General features: G+C 51.0%; 18 protein-coding genes. 12 read left to right on the top strand and 6 right to left on the bottom strand.

Going from position 1 to position 19478, the window contains the following annotated elements; translation table 11 throughout:
* The first annotated feature begins 12 nt into the window (after positions 1 to 12).
* Genes pal through queC form a run of 4 tightly spaced genes read left to right on the top strand, consistent with a single transcriptional unit; the run spans position 13 to position 2989 of the window.
* Positions 13 to 603, top strand: a complete 591-nt coding sequence (gene pal, locus L3J94_00090; GenBank protein ID MCF6217152.1) for a peptidoglycan-associated lipoprotein Pal — start codon at positions 13 to 15, stop codon at positions 601 to 603.
* A 12-nt stretch (positions 604 to 615) separates the two neighbouring features.
* Complete coding sequence (gene ybgF / locus L3J94_00085) at positions 616 to 1623, top strand: tol-pal system protein YbgF (GenBank protein MCF6217151.1); 1008 nt, start codon at positions 616 to 618, stop codon at positions 1621 to 1623.
* 56 nt (positions 1624 to 1679) lie between these two features.
* Positions 1680 to 2321 (top strand): 7-carboxy-7-deazaguanine synthase QueE, encoded by a 642-nt coding sequence (gene queE / locus L3J94_00080; GenBank protein ID MCF6217150.1) that lies wholly within the window; start codon positions 1680 to 1682, stop codon positions 2319 to 2321.
* A complete protein-coding gene (queC, locus tag L3J94_00075; protein ID MCF6217149.1) occupies positions 2318 to 2989 on the top strand; it encodes a 7-cyano-7-deazaguanine synthase QueC in 672 nt (223 codons plus the stop codon). Before queE ends, queC begins: the two co-directional genes overlap by 4 nt.
* Before the next feature lie 12 nt (positions 2990 to 3001).
* Here the strand turns inward: queC and L3J94_00070 are convergent, their stop codons facing one another.
* Positions 3002 to 3421, bottom strand: coding sequence for an Rrf2 family transcriptional regulator (locus L3J94_00070; protein MCF6217148.1), 420 nt, complete (start codon positions 3419 to 3421; stop codon positions 3002 to 3004).
* 121 nt (positions 3422 to 3542) lie between these two features.
* Positions 3543 to 6368: an excinuclease ABC subunit UvrA gene (gene uvrA / locus L3J94_00065; GenBank protein ID MCF6217147.1), complete on the bottom strand. Its 2826-nt coding sequence runs from the start codon at positions 6366 to 6368 to the stop codon at positions 3543 to 3545.
* Positions 6369 to 6484: 116 nt separating this feature from the next.
* On the opposite strand from uvrA, the gene L3J94_00060 reads away from it, so the two are divergent.
* From L3J94_00060 to L3J94_00050, 3 genes are all read left to right on the top strand, one after another.
* A complete protein-coding gene (locus L3J94_00060; GenBank protein MCF6217146.1) occupies positions 6485 to 7843 on the top strand; it encodes an MFS transporter in 1359 nt (452 codons plus the stop codon).
* 67 nt (positions 7844 to 7910) lie between these two features.
* Positions 7911 to 8483, top strand: a complete 573-nt coding sequence (gene ssb / locus L3J94_00055) for a single-stranded DNA-binding protein (protein ID MCF6217145.1) — start codon at positions 7911 to 7913, stop codon at positions 8481 to 8483.
* A gap of 159 nt (positions 8484 to 8642) precedes the next feature.
* Entirely contained in the window at positions 8643 to 9023 is a 381-nt protein-coding gene (locus L3J94_00050) for a hypothetical protein (protein ID MCF6217144.1), read from the top strand.
* Between the two features lies 1 nt (position 9024).
* Here the strand turns inward: L3J94_00050 and L3J94_00045 are convergent, their stop codons facing one another.
* Positions 9025 to 10167 (bottom strand): methyltransferase, encoded by a 1143-nt coding sequence (locus L3J94_00045; GenBank protein MCF6217143.1) that lies wholly within the window; start codon positions 10165 to 10167, stop codon positions 9025 to 9027.
* 83 nt (positions 10168 to 10250) lie between these two features.
* On the opposite strand from L3J94_00045, the gene L3J94_00040 reads away from it, so the two are divergent.
* Positions 10251 to 10967, top strand: a complete 717-nt coding sequence (locus tag L3J94_00040) for a UPF0149 family protein (protein MCF6217142.1) — start codon at positions 10251 to 10253, stop codon at positions 10965 to 10967.
* Positions 10968 to 10971: 4 nt separating this feature from the next.
* Here L3J94_00040 and L3J94_00035 read toward each other — a convergent pair whose 3' ends face one another.
* A complete protein-coding gene (locus tag L3J94_00035; protein MCF6217141.1) occupies positions 10972 to 11925 on the bottom strand; it encodes a DUF1566 domain-containing protein in 954 nt (317 codons plus the stop codon).
* Between the two features lie 150 nt (positions 11926 to 12075).
* Positions 12076 to 13038, bottom strand: a complete 963-nt coding sequence (locus tag L3J94_00030; protein MCF6217140.1) for a porin — start codon at positions 13036 to 13038, stop codon at positions 12076 to 12078.
* 289 nt (positions 13039 to 13327) lie between these two features.
* Here L3J94_00030 and L3J94_00025 point away from each other — a divergent pair, with 289 nt between their 5' ends.
* The 4 genes from L3J94_00025 to L3J94_00010 all read left to right on the top strand — a co-directional run bounded on the left by L3J94_00025 (position 13328) and on the right by L3J94_00010 (position 17402).
* Positions 13328 to 15502 (top strand): GNAT family N-acetyltransferase, encoded by a 2175-nt coding sequence (locus L3J94_00025; GenBank protein MCF6217139.1) that lies wholly within the window; start codon positions 13328 to 13330, stop codon positions 15500 to 15502.
* Complete coding sequence (locus L3J94_00020; GenBank protein MCF6217138.1) at positions 15480 to 15833, top strand: diacylglycerol kinase; 354 nt, start codon at positions 15480 to 15482, stop codon at positions 15831 to 15833. Before L3J94_00025 ends, L3J94_00020 begins: the two co-directional genes overlap by 23 nt.
* A 399-nt stretch (positions 15834 to 16232) precedes the next feature.
* Entirely contained in the window at positions 16233 to 17138 is a 906-nt protein-coding gene (ppk2, locus tag L3J94_00015) for a polyphosphate kinase 2 (protein ID MCF6217137.1), read from the top strand.
* 42 nt (positions 17139 to 17180) lie between these two features.
* Complete coding sequence (locus L3J94_00010) at positions 17181 to 17402, top strand: phosphatase (protein MCF6217136.1); 222 nt, start codon at positions 17181 to 17183, stop codon at positions 17400 to 17402.
* Positions 17403 to 17404: 2 nt separating this feature from the next.
* On the opposite strand, the gene L3J94_00005 is transcribed toward L3J94_00010, so the two are convergent.
* Positions 17405 to 18919, bottom strand: a complete 1515-nt coding sequence (locus L3J94_00005) for a DUF4080 domain-containing protein (GenBank protein MCF6217135.1) — start codon at positions 18917 to 18919, stop codon at positions 17405 to 17407.
* Between the last annotated feature and the right edge of the window lie 559 nt (positions 18920 to 19478).

Here is a 19478-nt window from a genome sequence, read left to right as displayed (position 1 = left end):
CTTGAGGAGAATATGATGAAGCGTGTGTTGTTGGGGTTGTTATTAGTTGGGTCCGGTGGGCTGGTGGGTTGTAGCTCTACGGGCGATACCTCTGATGAGGTGGTGAATCCTGATTTAATCGTGGTGGAAGAAGTGAAGCCTGAGGTCACGGATGATGCATCAACATCGGCAGCGAGCCGTGCGAATAGTGCTGATAGCGAAAAACTGAATGCTCAAAAGGCGGTTGCCACCTACACGGGTCATCCGCTTGATAATCCCGCTAGCCCATTGGCCCGCAAGGTGGTTTACTTTGATTTTGACCAAAGTGTCATCAACGATGAAGACAAAGTGACCTTGAATGCCCACGCGGATTACCTGATCGCTAACCCAGTCGCTCATGTCCGTCTGGAAGGGCATGCCGATGAGCGCGGCACCCGCGAATACAATGTTGCACTGGGTGAGCGCCGTGCAGGTGCGGTGAAGCGTTACTTGACGCTTAAGGGTGTGGCCGCTTCACAGCTTAACATGATCAGTTATGGTGAAGAGCGACCTGCCAAAAGAGGCCACGATGAAGGCTCTTGGGCGCTTAATCGTCGTGTCGAACTTGTTTATACCAAGCGTTAATTGAGGTTGCTGGTGGATCTATTTAAGCATCGATTACCCACCGTGGGTGTTTTGTTTGCGGCTGTTTTTTCGGGCACTCTCTCTGCGGATGTGCCGGTGGTTGATTTAACCGCCAAGCCACAACAACAAGCGGCTGTTTACGTTGCAAAGCCGCTGAGTGTGGAGCAACGGTTGAGCCTTCTTGAACGTAAGCTGGATAATGATGCCTTGATTGATCTATACCAGCGGCTGGATGCCTTGCAGCTCGAGGTGCAGCAACTTCGTGGCGAGCAGGAGCAACAGCAGCACGGTATTGAGGGTATTAAGCAGCGTCAGCGCAGCCTCTATATTGACCTTGACCAGCGTATTGGCAGCCTGCAAAAGAGCTTCAAACGGCTCTCCTTGCCAACAGCGGCTGTGGCCGATGTCACGGCGGCATTACCCGAGGGTGAGTTGGCAGGGGTGGTGGATGGGGCGGCTGGCTCTGGTCTGACTGAGCAGGGTGTAGATGCGGCATCTAACGGTGCGCTTTCTGTGGAGGCAGGGGCCGCTGTGATTACACCTCTGCCGGTAACGGGAGGTGGTGTGGGGGTTGCCGATAACGGCGCGCCTAGCGCGGATTTAGCCGCAGCTAAGCCACCGGAGCCGATCAACCCACTGCAAGAGCAGTCTGACTACCAAAAGGCACTTGACCTGCTGATGGCGGGTAACTATGAGCAGTCAATCACTGCTTTCTCCTCATTTTTGCAGCGTTATCCAACGGGAGAGTACCAGCAGAATGCTCAATATTGGCTGGGTGAGGCCTACTATGTCAGTCGCCTTTTCGACCAGGCAATTGAGTCATTTTCTCAGGTGATTGCAGATAAATCTGCCCGCAAACGCCCTGACGCAATGCTTAAGAGTGGTTACAGTTTATATGAGCAAAAGCGCTGGGGTGAGTGTCGTGAAATACTGCAACAGCTGATTAATGAATATCCGCAAAGTGCCGCAGCAGGTTTGGCTGAACAGCGTATACAAATGTTGCGTGCGGCTAATTTGTAAAGCACAACTTACACCCCTTTTCTGGGGTGTTTTTCCATCATATCGAGTGATTGTGTATGAGTTCTCTTCGCATGAGTGAAATTTTTGTTTCACTACAGGGTGAATCCCGCAGCATCGGCTTCCCAACGGCTTTTATTCGCTTAACCGGTTGCCCACTTCGCTGCCACTACTGTGATACCCAATACGCTTTTCAGGGTGGTGAGCAGATGGCGTTGGGTGAAGTTGTCAGGCGGGTTGAGGCATTTCATGTTCATCACGTCTGTGTGACCGGCGGCGAGCCACTGGCACAGAAGGGTGTTCTGGCGCTATTGAGTCAGCTGTGTGATAAGGGCTATGAGGTCTCTCTTGAGACCAGCGGTGCACTTGATGTGAGTGATGTCGATAGTCGTGTGATCAAGGTAATGGACCTTAAAACACCGGCTTCCGGTGAGATGGAAAAAAACCTCTATGAGAACATCTCATCTCTGACACCTCAGGACCAAGTTAAGTTTGTCATCTGCAATCGCGAAGACTATCTGTGGGCAAAGGAGATTGTACTGCACCACGATCTGCCCGCCTGCTGTGAAGTGCTCTTCTCCCCCAGCTTTTCCCAGCAACAGCCTGCTGAGTTAGCGCAGTGGATTATTGATGACCACCTTCCGGTTCGTTTTCAAATGCAGTTACATAAGATTCTCTGGGGGGAGGCTGAGGGGCGATGAGTAAAAAAGCGGTCATATTGCTTTCCGGGGGGCTGGATTCAGCAACCGTTTTGGCTATCGCACAGGCTCAGGGGTATGCATGTTATGCGCTAAGTTTTCGTTATGGGCAGCGCCATGAGAGCGAGCTGGTGGCAGCATCCGGTATTGCCAAGCAGCAAGGTGTTGTTCAACACCTTATTATTCCTCTCGATTTTGCAGACATTGGTGGCTCGGCACTGACTGACCACACGATTGATGTGCCGGCTTCTTTGTCAGAAGGTATTCCCATCACCTATGTTCCCGCCCGTAATACCATTTTCCTCTCTTATGCGCTGGGCTGGGCCGAGGTGCTTGAGGCAGATGATATTTTTATCGGCGTGAATGCGGTTGATTATTCGGGTTACCCTGATTGCCGGCCTGAGTTTATGTCGGCATTTTCAGCGATGGCAAACCTTGCAACGAAAAGAGCGGTAGAGGGCGATCCCATGACGCTTCATACGCCACTGCTTGAGTTGAGCAAAGGCGATATTATCCGTAAGGGGACGGTGTTAGGTGTTGATTATGGGGTGACGGTCTCATGTTATCAGGCGGATGAGCGTGGTGATGCCTGTGGTGTCTGCGATTCATGTCGTCTGCGTAAACAGGGTTTTTCCGATGCCGGTATCGTTGATCCAACTCGTTACAAATGAGTTGGCGTGGCGCTACAGATCAATTTTTTCGTCCAGTGAGCAGATGTCGCGCACAGTGACGCTGCTGAGCATCTCCTCGAAAGCGGCGCGGATAGGTTTGAAGTGCTGGTGCAGGGGGCAGGGCTGGTCGTCATTGCATTGGCCAAGACCATAGGCACACTCTTTTGATTCGGCAGCAGTTGGCCCTTCGACCACTTCCAGTGCTTCATTGATAGGACGTGCCATCGCCTCGTCCCGAATGGTAAATCCGCCGCCCCAGCCTTTACGTGACTCGACAAACCCATGTTTGGCGAGATTGTTCAGTATTTTGCCCAGGTAGTTGGCGGGTATATCGGTTGCCGTGGCAATATCCTGGCCAGAAATCCAGGTACCCTGGTTCTTTACCAGGTGGCCGAGAATTTGTAGGGCGTGCTTTCCAGTGCGGCTTATCATCTTAGGCTATTAACTCATGGGGTTATGGATTAAGAGTCTACCACTCTCTATTCCGTTTACCAATGGTTTGGCGCGCATATTTTACAAGGCCACTTTGAGGTCTACTCGGCAGCCAATTTGATCAGCCGTTATCCAGCACCGGGGCGAGAAACCGCCCAGTGTGGGAGTGCGCTTCTCTTGCTACCTCTTCTGGCGTTCCGGCGGCAATAATGGCCCCACCCTTATCTCCCCCTTCGGGACCGAGGTCGATAACCCAGTCTGCTGTTTTGATCACATCGAGGTTGTGCTCAATCACCACAATAGTATTGCCATGCTCCTTGAGTCGCACTAACACTTTGAGCAGTTGGGCGATATCGTGGAAGTGCAGCCCGGTGGTGGGTTCATCCAGAATATAGATGGTTTTACCGGTATCTCGTTTGGAGAGTTCGCGGGAGAGTTTAACCCGCTGTGCTTCGCCTCCCGAGAGGGTGGTGGCACTCTGTCCCAGTCGAATGTAGCTCAGCCCCACATCCATCAAAGTTTGCAGCTTTCGTGCAACAGACGGGATGGCATCAAAAAACTCACGGGCATCCTCGACGGTCATTTCGAGGATCTGGTTGATGTTTTTCCCTTTATAGGTGATATCCAGGGTTTCGCGATTATAGCGCTTACCTTTGCAGGCATCACAAGGGACGTAGATGTCGGGTAGGAAGTGCATCTCCACCTTGATCATGCCATCCCCCTGGCACGCCTCACAGCGTCCCCCTTTTACATTGAAACTGAAGCGCCCCGGCGTGTAGCCACGCGTGCGTGACTCCTGAGTGCCGGCGAGCAGTTCACGGATCGGCGTGAAGAGCCCTGTGTAGGTGGCCGGGTTGGAGCGAGGGGTGCGACCAATGGGTGATTGGTCAATATCGACCACTTTATCAAGATACTGCAGGCCTTCGATTGAGCTATATTTTGCCGCTGTCATTTCGGCTCGATTGAGGCTGTTAGCCAGTAGCGGATAGAGCGTGCGGTTGATTAGAGTCGACTTTCCTGAGCCGGAGACCCCGGTGATGGCGGTCATAATGCCCAGCGGAATCTCCAGATTGACTGATTTTAGATTGTGACTTTGTGCGCCAAACAGTTGTAGGCAGCGCTCGGGATCGAAAGGTTTGCGCTGTTTCGGAATTGCAATTTTCAATTTTCCGGAGAGGTACTGGCCGGTGATGGAGTTAGGGTTATCCATCACCTCCTGTGGTGTGCCCTGAGCGATAATATTGCCACCATGCACACCGGCACCCGGCCCAATATCGAGCACATGATCTGCCAGCAGAACCGCCTCTTCATCATGTTCGACCACGATGACGGTATTACCCAAATCGCGCAGATAGATGAGGGTGTTGAGCAGTCGTTCGTTATCCCGTTGATGCAGGCCGATGGAGGGCTCATCCAGTACATACATCACACCTACCAGCCCTGCACCGATTTGACTAGCCAGGCGAATACGTTGTGCCTCACCACCAGAGAGCGTATCGGCGCTGCGGTCCAGCGAGAGATACTCCAGTCCAACATTAACCAGAAACTTAAGGCGTAGGTTGATCTCACTGACGATTTTATCGGCAATCTCTCCTTTGCGTCCGGGGAGTGTTAGCTGCTCGAAAAAACCTTGCGCGGTACCGATAGGCATCTCAGTCACTTCGGGAAGTGTAGAGCGGGCAATAAATACATTCCGCGATGCCAGTGATAATCGGCTCCCCTTGCACGCGGGGCAGGAGTGGCTGTTAAGAAATTTGGAGAGCTCTTCGCGTACCACGTTGGAGTCGGTCTCTTTATAACGGCGCTCCATGTTGTTAATGACCCCTTCGAAAGGGTGCTCACGGATGGTTTTTTTACCGCGTTCTCCCTGGAATTTGAAGCTGATAATCTCATCATTACTGCCGTATAAAACAACATTTTGTATCTTTTCGGGAAGCTCTAGAAAGGGCAGCTCGATATCAAAATTGAAGTGCTCAGCAAGGGAGGTCAGCATGCTGAAGTAGTAGCCATTGCGGCGGTCCCAACCGCGTACAGCGCCCCCTGGAAGGGAGAGAGTGGGCGAGCTGACCACTTTGGCGGGGTCAAAAAACTGTTTTACACCCAAGCCGTCACAATCAGGGCAGGCACCCGCCGGATTATTGAAAGAGAACATGCGCGGTTCAAGCTCGGTGAGGCTAAAGCCACACTGTGGGCAGGCGAAATTGGCAGAGAAGAGAATCTCCTCTTGCGCCTCCTCCATGTAGGCAATGCGTGCGAGGCCATCGGCCAGATTAAGTGCGGTTTCGAACGATTCAGCAAGGCGCTGTTTGAGTCCACCACGCACTTTGAAGCGATCAACCACCACCTCAATCGTATGCTTTTTGTGCAGCTCTAGTGGCGGGACATCGTCGAGCTCAAGAATTTCACCATTGATTCGGGCGCGAATAAAACCATTGGCGCGTAGCTCGGCCAAGGTGCTGAGGTGCTCGCCTTTTCTGGCTTTTACCACCGGCGCGAGGAGCATTAACTTAACCCCCTCGGGCAGTGCCAACACCTGGTCGACCATCTGGCTGACGGTCTGCGCCTCCAATACATTGCCGTGTGTCGGGCAGCGCGGTTCACCCGCCCGTGCAAACAGCAGGCGCAGGTAGTCATAAATTTCGGTCACGGTGCCCACGGTTGAGCGCGGATTATGCGAGGTGGTCTTCTGCTCTATGGAGATGGCCGGCGAGAGACCTTCGATATGGTCCACGTCGGGCTTCTCCATCATGGAGAGGAATTGGCGGGCATAACTTGAAAGTGACTCCACATAGCGTCGTTGCCCCTCAGCATAAATGGTATCAAATGCCAGGGACGACTTGCCGGAACCCGATAGCCCGGTAATTACAATTAACTTGTTACGGGGGAGTTCCAGGTCGATATTTTTCAAATTGTGGGTGCGTGCACCCTGAATCTTGATAATTTCCATCGGTTATTTTCGCAATGTCGGAGAACCTGCTACTATACGGCTTTTTTACGCCCTTGGGTAAATTCAGAGTTGGAATTTTTGTGAAAAAGCACGAACAAGAGATACAAATTGATGCCATGACCCCTCTCGAAAAGAGGGCGGTCTCCTCGTTGGCCAGTATTTACGCACTGCGTATGCTGGGCCTGTTTATGATTTTGCCGGTGTTTGCTCTGTATGCAGAGCAACTTGAAGGCGTTACACCGTTTATGGTGGGGCTGGCAATCGGCATTTATGGTCTGACCCAGGCTATTTTGCAGATTCCATTTGGTATGCTTTCGGATCGCTTTGGCCGCAAGCCGATGATCATTCTTGGTCTGGTCATCTTCGCGATAGGAAGCGTCATCGCGGCGATGTCAGATTCAATCTACGGGGTTATTCTGGGGCGAGCCATTCAGGGGGCCGGGGCGATTGCGGCGGTGATTATGGCGCTTACCTCAGACCTGACCCGTGAAGAGCACCGCTTACGAGCCATGGCCGTTATTGGTATGAGTATCGGCATGTCATTCGCCTTCTCTTTGGTGCTTGGCCCCGTGCTGGATCAATGGATCGGTGTTGATGGTATTTTCTGGTTGACCGGGGTAATGGCGATTCTGGCGATTGTGGTATTGCTAGCGATTGTCCCCACGCCCGCCAAAAGCCGTTTCCACCGTGATACCGAACCGGTACCCGCACTCTTCAAAAGTGTGCTGAAAGATAAGCAGCTGTTGCGCCTGGACTTCGGTATTTTAGTTCTGCACACCATGTTGACCGCTACCTTTGTGGTTACACCGCTGGCACTGCGAGACTTTGGCGGGCTGGCATCGGCGGACCACTGGTATGTCTATTTCCCAGTGCTGGTGTTGGCGTTGGGCTTGATGGTGCCATTTATTATCATTGCGGAGAAAAAACGTAAGATGAAGCAGGTGTTCGTCGGCGCGATTGCCGCGTTGGTAGTTGCCCAGTTGCTGCTGGTGTTTGCCCATCAAAGTCTCTATGGCATTATTGCGGCACTGCTGATCTTTTTTATCGCCTTTAATACCCTGGAAGCATCACTCCCCTCGCTGGTGGCTAAAACCGTAAAGCCGGATCGTAAGGGCACTGCGATGGGGGTCTACTCCAGTTCACAGTTTTTTGGTGCTTTTGTCGGTGGCGCACTGGGTGGTTGGTTGCACGGTGAATTTGGTATGGAAGCGGTCTTTGCTCTATGTGCCTTCATGGGCGTGTTGTGGCTGATTGCAGCCGCAACCATGCAGAACCCCAGCTATCTGAGCAGTTATATGGTGCGTGTTGGAGATGTAGATGAGGCGCGTGCCGCACAACTAACCGAACAGATGGCTGCGATCAAGGGGGTTAGCGAGATTAATATTCTTACGGAAACAGGTGTTGCCTACTTAAAAGTAGACCTGCATACTCTCGACCGTGAGGGGTTATTAAAATTTGCCGTAGACGATGGGTAGGCGAGGCATTATCATGGTGAATTATCAGGGCGTTCGGCTCTAACCGTAAAAATGGGGAGATAGCGTAATGGCAAGAGGTGTTAACAAGGTTATTTTGGTGGGTAACCTGGGCAAAGACCCCGAGGTGCGTTATATGCCGAGCGGCGGAGCCGTTGCCAATGTGACCATCGCAACTTCCGAAAGCTGGAAAGATAAGCAGACCGGAGAGCAACGAGAGCGCACTGAGTGGCACAATGTGGTTTTTTATAACCGCTTGGCTGAAATTGTCGGTGAGTACCTTAAAAAAGGATCGCAAGCCTATATTGAAGGGAGTTTGCGTACTCGTAAATGGCAGGATAAAAGCGGCCAGGATCGCTACAGCACAGAAATTATTGCCAGTGAAATGCAGATGCTAGGCAGTCGTGGTGGTGGTACGGGTGGCGGTTATGATAATCCGGCCCAGCAGCAGCAAGGTGGTTACAACCAAGCACCGGCGCAACAACCGCAAGGTGACTATAACCCGGCCCCGGCACAGTCGCAAACTCAAGCGCCATCACCACCGCAACAAGCACCTCAGCAGCAGGGTGGGCAAGCCGCCCCGCAGAAGAGTGGCAAGAATTTTGGTAACTTTGATGATTTTGACGACGACATTCCTTTTTAAATGAGTCTGTTGAGTCTGGTCTTTTAATTTAAGCCCCCTGTGAGCGAAGGCCTCCAGGGGGTTTTATTATGAGGTCTTTGTACGAAAAATAGTTTTTGCTCCAGCAGAAAATATGAATCGCGCAAAGGTCTCTATTTGTATTCGTATGCAGGAGTGGTTATGAGTGAGATCGGTGTGCGGCGAAAAACTTCGCTGATATTTGCTTTAAAGGCGGGTGGGATTCCAGCAGTTATTTTGATGTTGGTGACGGACTTCTTTTTTGCCTTGGCACCGATGGGTATGTGGATGTTTCTGATTTCGCTGACAGTGCTAACAGTGCTGGGTATGGTGGCCGCTTTACAGCCCAACGAGGTCGATATCAAAGAGCGGGGAATTTGGTTTGCTCCTCTTGGTTATAGTTTGGCGCTATTTTTTATGTTGTCGCTCGCGGGCTATATCGCCTCTGAAGGCGCGGAAGGGGGCATGGGCTACCTCTCTAACCTCTCTCCAGCGATCGCTTCGATGCAATCGAACATTGGGCTGGCACCTAGAAATCAATAGATCAGGAGGCTGGGCTCTTTTTAACACTTTTCAGTATGACAAATTTTTTGTTGCTACTGACCACTTTGCAGTTACCAAATAGCTTTTTGAGTCTTATGTGGTAATCCAGGTGGCGGTTGCCAATGACCCATAACTCGCCGCCACTCCTAAGCGCTGCCAGTGACTGCTTAAACATCTGCCAGGCGATATGGCCGCTTACCGCGCTATTTTGATGGAACGGTGGATTGTTGAGGATCAGGTCAACGGTCGCCGTTTTAACCTTTGTCAGGCAGTTCATCACCTCAAATTGCGCCTCTCGCTGCGGAAATGCCGCCTTAAAGTTCTCCTCGGCAGAGCGGACCGCCATATACGACTCATCGACAAAAAACAGTGTTGCCTCGGGGTTGTATTGGGCCGCGATCAGACCAATCACCCCATTGCCACACCCTAGGTCAACCACTCGCTTCTGGCCAATATCTTTAGGCAGGTGGGCGAGGAAAAATCGACTGCCAATATCGAGGCTCGCCTGAGAAAAAACATTGGCGTGGTTAACGAGAGTGAAGTCAGTACCTTCAAGGGTGTAGTGTTTGGGGTAGGGGGTCTCTCCCGCCATGAGCGGGTTATCAGGCTGGGAAAAAATTAGCCGTGCTTTTTTTTGGGCCAGAGAGGTGTGGGTGGAGCCGATAATACGTTCAAACAGCTTTAGCGTGGAGCGGTGTATCTGTTTGCACATGGCTGATGCGATGACCTGACTCTGCTCATTGAGCAGAGGTCGCAAGCGGTAGAGTTGATCTTCCAGCATGGCGAGGCTTTTGGGTATTTTTATAATGATTAAATCAAACGCCCCTTGCGGCCAGTTGAGGCTGTCGCAAAAGGTGACCCTGTCAGGGTCAATGCCACTCTCCTGTAGGTTGCTCAATGTGCCTTGCTGGGAAAGATAGGAGTCACTCAGGGTAGTGGGTTGGTACTCTGACAATGCTACAGCCAGTGCGCCAAAGTTATCGTTGATCAACAGAGTGCGTGGCATTTTCTGAGTGAGCGACTGTTCGGCTAGAGTGTGTAGCAGGTATTCATCGGCAGCATCCCAGGCACGCAGTGGCTCTTGAACTCGTTTGGGGAACCGGCTTAATCGAAACTGGCCCTGAGGTACGCTAAGTGTCGCCATAATGAGGCTGCTTTGGTTGTTGCTGAGTGGCTATTATACCCGCCTGGCACCCAGGTAAACGATTTTTTATGTCAGGACTATCTATGAGAAATAGCGCGCCTCTTTCTGCATCACAAGTACGCCTGTTATCCAGCTCACTGGCAGATGACAAGTCGGAGCAGTGCTTATCGTATCCAGCATTGTGTGGCTTCCTGTTTGCGGTTGGCTGTGTGCCAGAGACCCTAGCAGAGTCGGAGTGGTTGCCGCTGGTATTCGAGGTTGATGGGCAAAGTAACCGCAGAGAAGGGCCAACTGTTGAGCTGATACGCCAGTTGCAGGCCTCTATCTCTCAACAGATTGAGGAAGGGTCGGTCGAAATCCCCGAGCAGTGTAGGCCAGTGGTAGCCACCATGGATAATTTGCAGTCGGGTAGTGCCTTCTCTCAGTGGTGTGCTGGCTTTTTAGGTGCCCATGATTGGCTGGATGAGCTGTGGCTGGAGTACACGCCGGAAGCAATGTTGGATGAGCAAAGCACCACGGTGCTGCTGTTGAGTTTTTTTGCCAGTGAGCGTTTGGCGAGGGAGTACTGCTCTGATCTAAATGATCAGAGCTATCGCTTTGAAGAGGTAGCTGAGCAGGTATTAGCATTACACTCGGAGGCACTACAGAGATATGCCGGATTGGGTCGTGCAATTTTAGTGGCACTGCAAGAGATAGAGGCACAGCCACTGCAGCCAGGCGAGGCTCAGCAGGAAATTGGACAAGATGAACCTTGCCCCTGCAACAGTGGTAAGCAGTTTAAGCAGTGTTGTGGGTATTAGGGGTTTAATAGCTACTGATTAACCGCAAATGGAAGGGTTGAGTTTTTGCCTGTGACTTTTCAAACCCAGATGAAAAGTCCACCGTCCAGGTGCGGTTTTTAGCGTATTGAAAAGGTGTTGAGCTCCAGTAATAGCCCAGTTGGGTGTTGGGGAAATAGTGGCTGTCAATGGCCGCCTCGCCCTCTTCGTGACGGCTTTTTGTCAGTGAGTTTAGTTCGGTTTTCTTGGGTAAACGCCAGTTGCTTCGCCCGCACAGCGCTATTTTATTGAGATACTGGATATATTGCTGGGTTGAACACTGCTTTTGATTGCACTGCCCAGCATCACCTTCGACGGTATAAGTGTGCTGGGTATGGCGTTGCTTGCCGGTGGTTTTCGCCTCCCATAGCACGTTATGGGTATTATCTTTTACGCAAAACCAGCGCTCACTCTCAGCATTAATGACACGGCCCCGCTGATCCGTTTTGTAGAATCGGCCCCGCTCAGTAGATCTGTAAAGTAATTTTTTCTGTGCACGGCGCTGGGTTGACTCTTCATTATCCAGTTTAACGGTGGTTATTTTCTTCTCCGTTAGGGTGCGAGAGGAGAAATCCAGCTCCTTGAAGCCGGTATTGGGCTGTTTAGTTGCGGGCTTATTTTCGATAGTAACCGCTGTCGCTACTTTTTTGGGGGCAGGTGCAGGGCTCGGCATCTTTTCCCTTTGCGGCTTTACAGGTTGTGATGGCTCTTTTATTGGCTCGGGCGCAACATTTTTTTGTTCTGGCAGCGAAGGGGTGGCGGTTGATTTTTCACCCATGGCAAGTGCGATGGATAAAACATTGGTTGAAGAGGGCGTGTGCTCATCATCAGCTGGCTGGGGAGAGCCATAGCCATACTCTGGTGGCATCGGGTAGCGGTCCGAATCACTGCACGCTATGAGTGATGTCATGCATAACATGGCTACTGAAGTAAAACGCATACCCTCTCCACCCAAACTCTCTTTTAACGTAATTTTAATTATCGACGGGAAGGGCACAGACCTTAGGGAAAGCCGTCAGTAATCGTTTTTATAGGCACTAAAAAAGGGAGCCGAAGCTCCCTAGTTTTGCAGCGTTATAACGTGGCTTGCTTAGAAATTGTGCTCCATGCCAAAGCCCAGTGTAGTGATCTTGCTGTTGGCGGCGTAATATTCATAGCTTGAGAGGTAGCCGTGCAGCTTGGTCTTCTCGCCCAGTTTATAATCAGCGCCCAAGGCCATCAGCTTAGCATCCTTTTTCTTTCCGTCTCCAGCACCATATTGGGCTTTCAGCTTAAAGGCATCGATTTTATAGGATCCACTCACGACGAAGCCATCATTGCTTTCGGCATTAGCCACTGTTGCATCCTCAGACATGCTGTAGATAACACCAGCGGTATACTTTTTGGCTTTATATTGAAGTGCGAGGCGGGTGGTGTCATAACCCACTACATCACTATCGACACCGATAGCAGCAAAGATCGCGCCCTTGTCGTAGGTAGCCGAAAATGAAGTGCCATTACTGCCGTCGCCATTCTCTTGCAGCTGGGTGGCTACTTTGACAGTGATGCTGTCCGCTATTTTTGGAGAGGTGTAGTGAACCAGGTCGTTGATACGCTCTTGAGCGACGATGACATACTTGATATCACCTTGAGGCAGGCGGTCAAACATGTCGATTTTTCCAGCGGTTTTCTTGAGTGGAGTGTCGTGGGTGCCGGCAAGGATTTTACCAAACTCGCCTTGCAACCCGATGTAGGCGTTACGCTGTTTGAAAATCTGACGAACATCTTCATCATCATCATGATTTTCAGCTTTCTCATCAGGAGAGATACCATACTCCAGCTTGTAAATAACATACAGGCCACCATCCAGCTTGGTTTTACCTTTGAACCCCAGCCGTGAAGACCAGTTGCTCAGATAGGTGTCATCGCTGCCCGCTGCCTCACCATCTTCCATAATAATGGCCGTATTGATCTTCCCATAGACGGTGCCATCGATAGGACCATCAGCCATTGCAGTGGCGACAAAGCCTTGCGCAACAACAGCGCCAATAAGCAGTGAGAGCGTTTTTTTCATTTTATGAATCCTCAATTATGTTAATTGTAATGTTTATCTGTAAAGGTGCAGGTCTCTACTTGGTGCGCCTCCAATGAGGCGTATTGTGAGTCGTTTTTGTTAAGAAAATGCGTCAGAAATACTACAGAATTGTTACACGCTATTCCAGACTATTTTGATCAGCTCTTTGCTATTGGGTGTTATATTGCAGAAATAATACCTTATTTATGAAATATCTGGGCGAGGTTATGGCAAAAATGACTCAACTCAAAGGCTATCTGAATAGAGTGGTGAACGGGTGCTGGTTGAGATGACAAGTGACTACCTTCAGCTTGCGCAACGCTTACGAGATCAAGCGTGTCGGAATAATCAGCGTCGTACATTGGTGCTGTCAGGTGATGCGAGCTGGTGCTACCAGCTGGCGGCGGCTATTTGTGAGCAGCTTTCGGGCCTGAGCCAGTGCTGGGTTGGTGAGGCGGTGCCGGATGGCGTGGAGTCAATCACCAACCAGCAGGTTAGAGGGGTGCTGGGGGGGGAGTGCAGCCTGCTGGTTTACGATGCTCACGACACGCTTGATGCCGACGCTTTTGCTGCCGCCGCCGGGGCAATTTGTGGTGGAGGAGTGCTGTTACTGTTAACACCCTGTTTTTCAGCATGGGCTGAGCGCGGTGGAGACAACAAAAGTGCTGGACACTTTATTCAATACTTTATCCGTCAGCTACGCGGTGCCGAGGGTGTGCTGTTAGCCGCTCAGGGAGACGTGCTGCCACCATTGCCCCCGGAGCCAGCGCAGGCTGCCCAGCCCGTTGCAGAGCACCCTTATCTTACGAATGACCAGCAGCGAGCCGTGCAGGCAATCCATCGCCTATTGCAGGGGCATCGTCGCCGACCCTTAGTGATTACCGCTGATCGCGGCCGGGGCAAGAGTGGCGCATTGGGGCTGGCGGCTGCGCAGCTTTTGCAACAAGGGGTAAAGCGAATCCTGGTAACGGCACCCAGCCGAGAGGCGGCGCGTGCTGTTTTTGAGCAAGCGGCGATGTTACTGATGGTGGAGGTGACGGATAACCGCCTAAGCTGGCAGGGTGGTGTGTTGCAGTTTGTTTCGCCCGATCAACTGCTGGCATCCAGAGAGAAAGCTGACCTGCTGTTGGTGGATGAAGCGGCCGCGATCCCGGTGGCGATATTGCAGCGTCTATTGGCGCGCTATAGCCGCATTGTGTTTGCATCGACTATTCATGGATATGAGGGGAGTGGCCACGGCTTTGCTATTCGTTTTCAAAAGCACCTTGATAAGGTGGCCGCAGGCTGGTGGAAACTGCATTTAAAACAGCCGATTCGCTGGTCTGAAAATGATCCGCTCGAGGCACTGCTCTCTAGGGCGCTCTGTTTGAATGCGGAGTTAGAGAGTGTGGATGCGGTTGTCAGCCACTTGACCCCAGAGCAGTGCTCTATCGGCCAGGTTGCTCCGCAGGTGTTATTGGAAAATAGCGCACTGTTGAACTCACTCTTTGGCTTGTTGGTGAATGCACACTATCGCACCTCCCCTTCCGACCTCAAGAAATTACTGGATGACCCTGATCTTACCCTCTATCTGATGCAGGCACCGCCAGAGAGTGGTGGCCAAGTAGTGGGCGTGCTGTTGCTTGCCGACGAAGGTGGCTTTAGTCTGGAGATGGCGCAGCAGATTCAGCAGGGGCGGCGACGACCGCGTGGACACTTAATGGCCCAGAGCTTAACAGCTCAACTCGGGTTATTGAGTGGCGCACAGTTGAATTGTGCCCGGATCATGCGAATAGCAATTCATCCGCAACTACAACGGCGGGGGTTTGGGAGCTACCTACTATCGGCTGTCAAGCGAGCATCCCAGGCGTGTAAAAGGGATCTATTGGGTGCTAGTTTTGGTGCTACACCTGAGCTTTTGCACTTTTGGCAGAGTGAAGGTTTAGAACCGGTATTTTTGGGGGTGGGGTGTGAATCCAGTAGTGGAGCACATGCTGCGCTGATGTTGCAGCCACTGAGTGATGCCGGTGAGCGATTATTCCAGAGTGCACGACAACGAGGTCGCCAGCTTTTACTGGCGCAGCTTGCGGAGCCACTGGCCACTCTAGAGGCAGAGGTGGCGCTGCTGTTGTTACAGCAACAGCAGGCGCTACCCCTGCCGCTGCTTGATAACCAAGATAAGAGCGACTTGTACCATTTTGCACATCACCAGCGTGGATATGAGCTAACGCTGCACGCACTGCGGCCATTGGCGTGTTGGGGGTTGGTGAATTGCCAGCCAGCGCTGAGTCATGCGGATGCCGTTTTGCTACTGTGCCGGGTATTGCAGCAGCGTCCGATGGCGCAGTGTATAGCGTTGACGGGGTTGACCGGGCGTAAGCAGCTGATTTCAGCGCTACGGCAGGCGGTGAAAAGCGTGTTGTCTCAGTTGCGGGGTAGATCAAAAGAGCGAGGGTCAGAATATGAAAAACCGTCGATTCAGTGAGCGCTTTGCATTCGCATCTTCCGGTATTGTAGCCGCGTGGCAAAGCGAGCGCAGCTTCCGCAGTCAATCCACTTTAGCGCTCATTATGTTACCGGCTATGCTTTGGCTACAGCCGACACTGCTATGGTGGGGGGTTATGATTATAATGGGCGCGTTAATCCTTGCAGCAGAACTGTTCAATACTGCACTGGAGCAGATGATTGACCACTTGCACCCAGAGATTCACCCCAATATCAAAATAGCAAAAGATTGTGCGGCGGGCGCGGTATTGCTCTTGAGCCTGGCGGCCATTGTAGTTACAGGTTGTATGGTTCTGGATACGGTGGGGTGAGGGGACGCGCTGCGCTGATAAGCCATCGTGTGGGATATCATCGTAAAGTGAGACCTTTGCACGAGAGTGCACGGATAAAAAAAACTAAAAAACGCCTGATTTTCGCTCTAACAACGGCTCCACAGGCTCTGCTGATCGCCATGTAAAACGATGCGAAAACAAGGGCATCACGACGACTATTATCCTTCACCCATGGCCAGGTGAATAAGTGTGAAATGGTTCGGGTATCTGCACTCTTCAGCGCATTAAATTTTACAGCTTAAATCCCAAATTTCACATAGATAAAACCCACGCTTAGACCTACACTTTAAGGGTAAGTGGCGGACTCTTGGTGGAGTCCATTCGTATCTCGGAATCGGTATCAAATTCTGAGTAGTCAAGACGATTGATGAGGACTTTATGACAGAGCAATTAACATCGATAACGACTGAGATTAACCCTGAATCAACCAATCAGATCACCTCGCTAGTAGAGCCTTCAGTAGAGCCGCTCAGCAAGAAAGATATTTTCAAAAGCGGGCTCTATCCCTATAAGAAAATGATCAGTCGGCCTGAGTATGAAAAACGCAAAAAAGAGCTGCAAATTGAGCTGTTAAAGATGCAGAGCTGGGTGAAGGAGAGCGGGCAGCGGATTGTGATCTTGTTTGAGGGGCGAGATGCGGCAGGTAAGGGGGGCACCATTAAGCGTTTTATGGAGCATATGAACCCCCGTGGCTCCCATGTTATTGCACTTGAAAAACCCACCGAGCGTGAGAGTGGCCAGTGGTATTTTCAGCGCTACATCAAACACCTGCCCACGGCAGGTGAAATCGTGATGTTTGACCGCTCTTGGTATAACCGAGCAGGTGTTGAGCGGGTGATGAATTTCTGTACTCCAAAGGAGTATCTGGAGTTTATGCGCCAAGCGGCTGACCTAGAGCGCATGTTGGTGCGCAGTGGTATCAGCCTCTACAAACTATGGTTCTCAGTGAGCCGTGAAGAGCAGTTTCGCCGTTTCCAGCAGCGTCGAGGTGACCCACTTAAACAGTGGAAATTAAGCCCGATTGATCTGGCATCGCTGGATAAGTGGGATGATTACACTGAAGCGAAAGAGGCGATGTTCTTTTATACAGATACCGCCGACTCGCCGTGGACTGTGGTCAAGTCGGATGATAAAAAACGGGCACGCATTAATGCGATGCGCCATATTCTGAGTCAGGTCGACTACCCCAATAAAGATCACAAAGTAGTCTGTGAGCCAGATCCGCTCATTATCGGCAGCGCCAAAGACGTGTTCGAAAAAGATGAATATTGCAGCTTGCGCTAAAGAGTGTTTTGGAGTGCAACCAACTGAGAAGTGAGAACAACGATGACACATAAACACCTGGTTCATGCAGAGCATATTGTGGATGCTTTTAAAAGCAAACTGAGCAAAAGTGGTGTGGAGCATGTGGGAGAAAAGCATTTTGATGAGCTTTCACTGCTCATCGAATCGGCAATCAGTACAGCAGTGCTGGAGGAGGTCGAGCACGCGATGGATAAAGTTCAGCAGACGCTGACATCACTCAGGAGAGAGGTGGAGCACCTGTAAGCTCACTCTTTTTGTAGATGCCGGGCTTGCCGCTTGGGCCTGTTGGCTTGCGCGCTGCCGGCACCCTCTTGAGAGTGTGCCTCCCCCAGAAACTTGGGGTACCCCTTGATGCCGGATCGTTTAAAATCACCCAATAGCGACTTTTCGAGTAGCGCTTTATCAAGATCAAAAAGAGTCAGTAGTCCGTGGTGAAGATACTCAAATAACTTGGCAAGTGCGATTTTATGGGTCTGTCGAGTCGTGGCAAACAGCCAGTCACTCAGGGCTAAAAAGTTATCGAAAGGTGCCTTGCCCAGAAGCAGTGGCAGCGTGTGAGAAAAGCGCCCCGAGTTGGCGATAAGATCCCAATAGCGTGTAAAGCGGGTGAGTCGCTGCATGGTTGCAAAATCAAGGGTGCTGGTGCTGAGAATATTGTAGGGCGGGTGTGGATTGAAACGGAGTTGATAAGCTTCGGTGTGGCGGATCAATGGCGTGCCTCTCAGTCGTTTCAAAATGCCCACTTGAATCTCATGGGGGGTTAAATTAACCAGCTTGTCGAAACTCTGCTGCAGGCTATTAATATCTTCCCCCGGTAAACCGATGATCAGGTCAGTGTGCATATGTGCATGGCTCTCATTACTTAACCACAGAATATTGTCACAACTCTTCTGGTTGTTTTGGCGGCGGCTAATATTGTGCTGCACCTCGGGGTTGAAGCTCTGTACACCAATTTCAAATTGCAGCGACCCTTCAGGGAATCGCTTAATCACCTCTTTTAGTGGCTCGGGCAGATGGTCAGGAATCAGCTCAAAATGAAGAAAAAGGTTCTCATCCAGCCGCTCTAAAAAAAACTCCATAATCCGGATGCTCGACTTAACCTTGAGGTTAAAGGTTCTATCAACAAACTTGAACTGCCTGGCACCGCGATCGTAGAGCCTCTGCATCTCCGCCAAAAAAACCTCCAAATTAAATGGATAAGCGCTCTTGTCCAGTGACGAAATACAGAACTCACACTTAAAAGGGCAGCCCCGCGAAGCCTCCACATAGATAACGCGGCTCTTAATATCCTCATCACTATAAAAAGCATACGGCAGCTCTAAATCAGTAATCACGGTGCTATCGGATGGGTGAATCTTCATCAATGGCTGCGGGCCATGGAGAATTTGCTGGCATAGCTTGCCAAAACTGCAATCTGACAAGCCACACATCACATAGTCTGCTAGTGCCACAATCGGTTGTTGCGAATGCTCAAAACTGACCTCAGGCCCCCCCAACACAATTTTCACTTCGGGCGCGACCTGCTTCAGAATCGCCACCAGCCGGCTGCTTTCATCAATATTCCAAATATAGACCCCAAGACCGATGATTTTTGGCTCGCCCGTCAATAGCTTTTCAGCAATATCAATCGGACGCATCTGGATAGTGAACTCCATAATTTCAGTTTCACACTGAAGCTCGCCCATATTCGCCATCAAATAACGTAAACCGAGAGATGAATGGCTAAAGCGGGCGTTGAGAGTCGCGAGAATAATGGTCATAGTGAATTTTGGCTCAGGGCAATCGGCTTTGAATGTCAGTGATTTGGCCTGTTTTATGACCAAGCTCTAGTTGAAGTATGGTTTTGTAGTCTTGGCCGCCAAATATAGATCCCTAACCCCCCAGATAGAAAGCTCTAAAACGCAAGAAGCCTTGGCTGTATAATGGTTAGCGACAAAACCCACCATCACCCAAGTAGGTGCACAGCCCAAGGCTTACGAACACTTTACCCTACAAACTCGATAGCACAAACGACTTACTCGCTTCCCGTGCGGATTTATTGGCCGTTGCGCAGTTAATAGGCTCCCTGAAGCTCACCGAACGTATTGGTCAACCCCAAGAGTCATCGGGGGTATAAGCGCTCATGTTGGTGCAGCATGCAGGCCCCGTGTCAGAACAGTTGTCACCCCTTTTCCTTAAAGTACCTCCTGCAGCTAGTACTCCTCCAAGGTGATATTGCCTAATACGGAATTGCCATCATCAATTAACACTTGTCATGAGTGATGCACGGATAAAGTTGCTTCAGTTTTATTCGTGCATCTTCTGTCGTAAAGCGCCAAT

The organism is Gammaproteobacteria bacterium (genome assembly GCA_021647245.1).
Lineage (GTDB): Bacteria > Pseudomonadota > Gammaproteobacteria > RBG-16-57-12 > RBG-16-57-12 > JAFLJP01.
The sequence above is the reverse complement of the archived record's forward strand: the minus strand, read 5'-3'. Positions and strand labels throughout refer to the sequence as shown.